Source organism: Asaia sp. Ae19-3 (assembly GCF_059801175.1).
Genome location: NZ_JBCHWF010000005.1, coordinates 1 through 6,200, shown reverse-complemented (window position 1 = coordinate 6,200; position 6,200 = coordinate 1). Strand labels below are relative to the sequence as shown.

At 50.7% G+C, this 6,200-nt stretch carries 10 protein-coding genes; 1 reads left to right on the top strand and 9 read right to left on the bottom strand.

Annotation, left to right across the window (positions count from 1 at the left end; all coding sequences use genetic code 11):
* The 4 genes from AAID99_RS15390 to AAID99_RS15375 form a co-directional block, all read right to left on the bottom strand.
* Window positions 1–245, bottom strand: a 245-nt coding sequence (locus AAID99_RS15390; protein WP_498494537.1) for a hypothetical protein, incomplete at its 3' end; no start/stop codon positions are given.
* A 75-nt stretch (window positions 246–320) separates the two neighbouring features.
* Window positions 321–776 (bottom strand): plasmid mobilization protein, encoded by a 456-nt coding sequence (locus AAID99_RS15385; RefSeq protein ID WP_498494536.1) that lies wholly within the window; start codon window positions 774–776, stop codon window positions 321–323.
* Window positions 777–1,057: 281 nt separating this feature from the next.
* Window positions 1,058–1,471 carry a helix-turn-helix domain-containing protein gene (locus AAID99_RS15380; protein ID WP_498494535.1) on the bottom strand — a complete coding sequence of 138 codons (414 nt, stop codon included), beginning with the start codon at window positions 1,469–1,471 and terminating at the stop codon, window positions 1,058–1,060.
* Window positions 1,472–1,555: 84 nt separating this feature from the next.
* Window positions 1,556–1,918: a hypothetical protein gene (locus AAID99_RS15375; RefSeq protein ID WP_498494534.1), complete on the bottom strand. Its 363-nt coding sequence runs from the start codon at window positions 1,916–1,918 to the stop codon at window positions 1,556–1,558.
* Window positions 1,919–2,106: 188 nt separating this feature from the next.
* On the opposite strand from AAID99_RS15375, the gene AAID99_RS15370 reads away from it, so the two are divergent.
* Entirely contained in the window at window positions 2,107–3,045 is a 939-nt protein-coding gene (locus AAID99_RS15370; RefSeq protein WP_498494533.1) for a site-specific integrase, read from the top strand.
* Here AAID99_RS15370 and AAID99_RS15365 read toward each other — a convergent pair.
* The 5 genes from AAID99_RS15365 to AAID99_RS15345 all read right to left on the bottom strand — a co-directional run bounded on the left by AAID99_RS15365 (window position 3,042) and on the right by AAID99_RS15345 (window position 6,070).
* Window positions 3,042–3,509: a hypothetical protein gene (locus AAID99_RS15365; protein WP_498494532.1), complete on the bottom strand. Its 468-nt coding sequence runs from the start codon at window positions 3,507–3,509 to the stop codon at window positions 3,042–3,044. The two genes, AAID99_RS15370 and AAID99_RS15365, sit on opposite strands and share 4 nt — an antisense overlap.
* A 197-nt stretch (window positions 3,510–3,706) precedes the next feature.
* Complete coding sequence (locus AAID99_RS15360) at window positions 3,707–4,192, bottom strand: helix-turn-helix domain-containing protein (RefSeq protein ID WP_498494531.1); 486 nt, start codon at window positions 4,190–4,192, stop codon at window positions 3,707–3,709.
* A gap of 235 nt (window positions 4,193–4,427) precedes the next feature.
* The gene (locus tag AAID99_RS15355) at window positions 4,428–5,201 is read right to left on the bottom strand and encodes an RES family NAD+ phosphorylase (protein ID WP_498494529.1); all 774 of its coding nucleotides are present in this window, start codon (window positions 5,199–5,201) and stop codon (window positions 4,428–4,430) included.
* A complete protein-coding gene (locus tag AAID99_RS15350; RefSeq protein ID WP_498494528.1) occupies window positions 5,161–5,568 on the bottom strand; it encodes an antitoxin Xre/MbcA/ParS toxin-binding domain-containing protein in 408 nt (135 codons plus the stop codon). The genes AAID99_RS15355 and AAID99_RS15350 overlap by 41 nt, the downstream gene beginning before the upstream one ends.
* A 169-nt stretch (window positions 5,569–5,737) precedes the next feature.
* Complete coding sequence (locus AAID99_RS15345; protein ID WP_498494527.1) at window positions 5,738–6,070, bottom strand: hypothetical protein; 333 nt, start codon at window positions 6,068–6,070, stop codon at window positions 5,738–5,740.
* Between the last annotated feature and the right edge of the window lie 130 nt (window positions 6,071–6,200).

The window sequence follows — 6,200 nt, the reverse complement described above, 5'->3', positions numbered from 1 at the left end:
TATCCCCTGATAGAGCCCAGCAAGATCCTGCCGGCGGGCGTCCAGACACCGCCTCTGTCATGCGGTTCGACAAGGCCGTATTGCGCTAGAAGATCGACGGCACATTCGCCCGCATAGATACATTTGTGATCGATGACGTAGTCGCTGTCGGTCATATGCTGCCAGCACATCAAGGCCAGCGCCTTGAGGAGAGCGGATCGCTCATTGCCGATGTCTCCCGGCTTGCAACTGCCTGCTTCAGTCATTGGTTTTCCTCATCGCCTGGGAAAGACGGGGGCTCGACATCGCCCATGTGCATACGCGTTTGATGCCTGCCCGCTTCAACGATCACGATGCACCGTTACGTTCTTGCGCATAAGATCGATCAGTGAGGTCAGCTCGTCTTGTAGTTCCAGCGTCCTGTCGAGCACAGCGCGGATCTCATCTTTCAAAACAGCCTTTTGGGGCTCATCGACCAGCCAGAGTTTGAAAAGTCCTCCCATGCGGCCAAGATCGCCCCGGATACGGAAAGCTTCGATAATGACTTCCTGATCGAGCAGACTGGGCGGCTGATAGCCCAGAGCCATGTTCCGCATATAGGCTGACAAGGGCAATCGGACAGCCCGGGCAGTCTTTTGGATCTGCGCTCGCTCTTCTGCTGTGACGGCAACCCAGATGGGTTTCTCTGCACGAGGCCCGATGTGTTTGTGGCGAACCTTTGGGGTTTCTCCCTTTTCCGACATGACAACTCCCAAAATCCTGTGTTGAGCCGAAGGCGAATAAGCACGCTGCCCCATAGGGGGCCGCATATCTTGCCTTCATCTGTCAGGTGAAACACGGTGAATCTCGGTGACTCGGTCCGGTCTGGCTGGTTTTTGGCGCCAGTTACCGAGATTCACCAAGATTCACCGACTTTCCCCGAGATTCACCGTGTTGGCGGGAGATTTCCTTCCGAAGCCCTGCCCCCCTGACGTCTGAGAATGGGTATTCTCAGACGTCAGGGGGGGGGCTGCGGAGTTCAGCTCAAGGGCACACGTAGACAGCGCTTATGAATACCCCAGCCAGCTCTGTAAGCGCCTCAGCGGAACTCGACAGTGATTCTGACATCAGAAACATCGACCCCAAGCCGGGCTGCGAGATCTTTTTGTGCCTGACGAATAATTCCTGCGGGGCCACCAGCCTGGTTTTTGTCTTCGCTGAGGGGAACTGTTGATGCCTCAGCAGAAGGACGTTCCTCCTCATAATGAGGCTCGACAATATCAGACTGCCCTTTGATGAAACGGACCCCAAGAATCCGTTCCATTTGCTCCTGCTTGTCAGCTCTCGGACAAAACAGACCAAGTTGGTAGTTACGGATAGCCTGCACTGAACACCCGAGATCTCGCGCTAACTTGCTTATCGAGATTTTACGTTTTTCCATGGCAGCCCGGATTTGCTGCCCGAAAGCGCCATCCTCAGGCGTGCGTGGCTCTTTTTTGGATGATAATGTCATGTCAGCTTCATACCAAAAAATTATAAAGTTTCAAACTTTATGGATCTAAAAGACTATCTTTAGACCCATAAAGTGATGTTCTCATCAGGATTTATGCTTGGGATCAACCGCTAGGTAATCTGAAAGAGATATCCTCTTGTAATCCGAAACCTTTGCTGGAAAAGGCGGTGTCACGAGAAAACGGCTCCAGGTCTCATTATCATCAGGCGCGTTGTTCCCACGCAGACAAGAGAAAGCGGAATAGTAAATCTTGTTTTTAACATCCAACAAAATTATTTTTTCCTCTTCGTATGATAGCATTGCGAACGTGACGGGCTTGTCTTCAGCGTCAACAAACCAAAGTCCTAAAAATCCACCATTTCTCTTGAGTGCTACGATCAGCTCATCCTTGAATCTCCCCCGGTATGGAACTGCATGGGTGGCGCTAGCGGACATATTATCTGACATGTACGTTTCCTTTTTGGATTTCCGATTGCCAAAAGATAGCAAAATAACGCTCACAGCACAACCTTGATCCCAAAATAATTTTGCTTTTTGCATAACTAATTGATATTAAATCATTTTTTGTCAAACTTAGGCCTTTTAGGTTGCTACCCAAGTTAACTTTGGTCACAAGGCATGCTAGATCGTGCTTTATGTCCCTGGTCCCGACCGGCCTTAGTGCCTTGCCTATTCAGAGCGCCGCCGACCGTTTGATTTTGGCGGCCCGGTCCCCGGCCACGTTGCGCGCCTATCGCACCGACTGGGATGCCTTCGTCACCTGGTGCCGCACCCAGAATGTCATGCCGCTCCCTGCTCAGCCGGAAACTGTCGCCGCATGGGTCGCATCGCGTCTGGCACAGGGGCGCAAAGCCGCGACGCTGGCCCGTGGGGTGGCCGCTGTATCCTGCGCGCATGAGATGGCCGGGTTCGAGAGCTTCAGCCGCTCCCGCATCGTCCAGGACGCGCTGCGGGGCATGCGACGGACACTGGGTACCGCGCCGAGCCGGAAAGCCCCTGTAACCGTGGTGCTCATGCGCCATATGCTGGCGGCTCAACCCGATACCCTGATCGGTCTGCGCAACCGGGCGCTGCTGGCCCTGGGTTTCGCCGGAGCATTGCGCCGATCCGAACTGGTGACGTTGGAAATCGGGGATCTCGTACTGCAGGAGGGCGGCGCGCTGCTCACGCTTCGGCGGAGCAAGACCGATCCGGACGGAGCCGGTCAGACGATCGGGATTCTGAACGGATCCACTATCCGGGCGCTGGATTACCTCTCGACCTGGTGCGAGGCAGCCGGGATCACATCCGGTCTGCTGTTCCGATCCGTGGACCGGCATGGCCGGGTTGGAGACTTTCTCTCAGACCGGTCTGTAGCCCGGATTATCAAGAGCGCTGCTAAGATCGTGGGGCTCGATCCTGAGCATTTCTCGGGTCATTCCCTAAGAGCAGGCTTCATCACCTCTGGAGCCGAGGCGGGGGCCGATGCCCTGCTTATTGCCGAAACGTCACGGCATAAAAGCCTCGATGTCCTGCGACATTATGTCCGGCGTGCCTCTCTGCTCAAAAGCCATGCCGGTGCCAGCTTTCTCTAATCCTTCAGGAAAGACCACCATTTCCGCGGCGGTTTTGGCGTCTCTTTAAGGGGGGTCGCCTCGGGTGCCGGTAAGGTGGTCTCTACAACGCGCACCAACGCGGCATCACGCTCAGCTGTAACACGGCCCAGCTGCTCGGAAAGCGCCACAAGCCGTCTTTCTGCGTCGGCTCTCGCTGTTTCTGAGCGGTCTAGAGCCCATTTCAGAGTCTCTATCGCAGCCAGTGTCGCATCCGCGTCAATGTGGGGTGTCGGTAACACGGGGGGCACATCAGCCGTTCCCATGTCGACATCCTGTCGACATGGGGCGTCGAATACGTCCTTCGGAACGTTGAATTTTACGATGCCGGTATTATCCATCACACGATGCCAGCCAGCTCGACGCACGCGAGATTTGGCAGCCTCTCTGCTGATACTCAGCTTTTCGGCAAGCTCGACATAGGAAAGGCGAATTGTTTCCGACATGGGTACGTCATCCTGTCGACAGGGTGTCGACACAGGAAGTGAGACACCCCATGTCGATATGGGTGTCTTTCTAGTGTCAATTTCTGAAATCGACACGCTCTTTTTTTCCTACCATATAGAAGGCGTAACCTTTCTCATTGCTCCTGCTTCTTGAGCTAATTGGTGCCATATCTAAGGACGAATTTGGGGCGAAAGGATCAGTTTTCCGGAGGAGGACGAGACCAGGAGGCGATTAGACCAAGCCATTCATTCTTTGAGCGGGTCTTTTCAGGAAAGATATTTCTCTGAAAATGGGTTTCGCTGTCATTTTGGCAGTTAGAAGAAAGCCGCAGTTTTCTGCGGGCCAGGGCCTCTCTAAGACGCTGTGCTGCATAATCAGCTGCCGTTTTTGCCTGTTCCAGGCTGACTAGAACCAGGCGATACCGGTTTGGGCCGTTCACAACGCGCCCCGAACGCCTCATGCGCTGCCTAGTCCTTTCTACCAGACCCAGGCTGTAAGCCGTCTCCAGGGCCCGGATAACAGTTCTGGTGCTGCATCCTGCACGGGCTGCAATGCTCTCATGGGAAGGGAAAAGACCTCGATATCCTTCGAAGCTTGCGAGTGCCTGAAGAACGAGATGAGTTCTAGCAGTGATCTGACGGGCCTGAGTTAGGGTCCAGATCTGGGAAGCGAAAGAGAGCATGTCCGTCCTTTTTCAGACGGCGAGCACTTCCCAGGTCGGATAACGTTGAACCTTTGAGTGGCTCACGCTATATTCTCTCCATCGGGCGCTCTAGCGGGCTCAATCGCTTTTGCACCTGCTCGCCGCGTAACAGCGAGATTAGAGGCGGACGGAGTTACCAAGCTCCTCCGCCTCACTATTTTCCTTACAGTGCAATGCTCTGGCTTAGATGACAAGAGCCGCAACTTTGCTTCACTTATCTGAAGCGGGGATCTTTTCTCATATTATCTTTCGAGATTTCCAATGAAATTGATGGGCATTCACATTTCATGAAAACGGTATTTTCTGAAATAATACACGACCAAGTTGATGTTTCTTCAATTTTTTTTGAAAAAAATACGCTAGGAGTAAGTATTGCATAGTTTTTGCCCCCGTTAGGATCTCTAACGCTTCTATAAGCAATAACTTCTATTCCTGCTCTACGAGCATCTTCTGCCAATTTCTGGCATACAGAATAATCTGATATGTTTTCCCAGATATCATTATATTTACAAAGCGTAGGATGTGACGTTAGATCTAGAACTCTCTCTGATGAGATAGTCGTAGAAAATCCGTGTAACTGTATTATCCCAGATGGGCATGAAGTCTGGGGAGATTCTGCAAAAAATAACGCCCGATAAAACGCCATTTCGTATGCTGCTGTCTCTGGGGAGGCAGCAGCATAGAAAACACCATCAGGACTTTCTGCTTTGCGAAATCGTGACCCATTAGCGCCAGCAGGACGGTTTGCACTCGAATATGGTCTATATCGAAATGGTGTACTCAACAGGTAAGGTAAGTTTTTTAGAGAATTTCCTATTGGAGGTTTATTGCCTTCTATTATTTCTTCTAGAAGAGATTGCTCATCAAGAGAGTCAACTATGTGTAGGGTAGCAACCGAATGCTGAGCCTCCACAAGTCTATAAACCTTTACTTTTTCTGATTTAATATTAGATAATAGCTCTTCTTGAGTCCAAGTAATCGCAGACATTTGATAAACCTCTTATACTTTTCATTAGGTCTATTGGTACGCCATCCAAGGCGGTATTGTTGTTAGTTAACCATTCTCTGGCTATCTCTTGATCGCCACCAACTATAGAAAACAAAGATCTATACGCTCTAATAAGGTAAGTACTTAGCTCATAGCTTTTGCTCCCTTCAGGTACTAAGAATGAACCTGATTTCATTCTAGAAATCGAAGATGTACTTAATCCTATTATCTCAGAAAGAGATAAAGAATTAATATTCATCCATTCAGCGGATCTATTTACTGCTTTAGTTATAACTAAATCCTTTTTATAGTTATCAGTAACTCCCCGCTTGGACTTCGTCTTAGGGTTCATTATTGAAACTTTCATCTTTATATCGTTTGATTGAGTTTGATTGAGTTTGATTGAGTTTGATTGAGTTTGATTGAGTTTTTGCCGAGCAAAAATCTAAAGAACCACATTCTTGATCAGCGTAGATTTTATATCCTAATTTCTAGAGAAATAAAAGAGGTATTTTTTTTCTCTAGAAATTATTCATTCAAGCACAGAGCAAGCGTCGCTCCCACTCAAAGCCGATGCTGACTTGAAAGATCGCGGCCTCGCCTCGGACAGCCTCCACGGTTTGTTCCGACACCCTGAGGCGCCAGACATCACCTTCGCGGTCATAGAGACATCCTGAGGCTTTCATGGCGTTCCTGACGCCGGCTGGTGGAGCAACGGGGAACCGCACCCTATAGATGAAGCCCTCGAACGGCGCTTCTTCCTCGCGCGCTTCCTGCTCGACATCGCGTGCGGCCTTTCTGAAGGGTATCACAGCCGCCTGGAAAGCCTCCTCGCCTTCTTCCCGGATCCAGACATTCGCCTGCACCAAGGCAAACACACAAATGCGGACTTTGAGTCAGCTTTATTCGTCCAGCACTAGTGCTCTAGAAACGGCACAACTGAAAGTTTTGCATTTTTATATGGATCCAAGGCAATCCTGACAGAACGTCGTCGCTCCC

Coding starts and splice junctions, on each gene's coding strand:
- AAID99_RS15350 (WP_498494528.1), bottom strand. CDS start 5,568: ATGAAAGTTTCAATAATGAACCCTAAGACGAAGTCCAAGCGGGGAGTT.
- AAID99_RS15375 (WP_498494534.1), bottom strand. CDS start 1,918: ATGTCAGATAATATGTCCGCTAGCGCCACCCATGCAGTTCCATACCGG.
- AAID99_RS15360 (WP_498494531.1), bottom strand. CDS start 4,192: ATGCTCTCTTTCGCTTCCCAGATCTGGACCCTAACTCAGGCCCGTCAG.
- AAID99_RS15365 (WP_498494532.1), bottom strand. CDS start 3,509: ATGTCGGAAACAATTCGCCTTTCCTATGTCGAGCTTGCCGAAAAGCTG.
- AAID99_RS15385 (WP_498494536.1), bottom strand. CDS start 776: ATGGGGCAGCGTGCTTATTCGCCTTCGGCTCAACACAGGATTTTGGGA.
- AAID99_RS15355 (WP_498494529.1), bottom strand. CDS start 5,201: ATGTCTGCGATTACTTGGACTCAAGAAGAGCTATTATCTAATATTAAA.
- AAID99_RS15380 (WP_498494535.1), bottom strand. CDS start 1,471: ATGACATTATCATCCAAAAAAGAGCCACGCACGCCTGAGGATGGCGCT.
- AAID99_RS15370 (WP_498494533.1), top strand. CDS start 2,107: ATGTCCCTGGTCCCGACCGGCCTTAGTGCCTTGCCTATTCAGAGCGCC.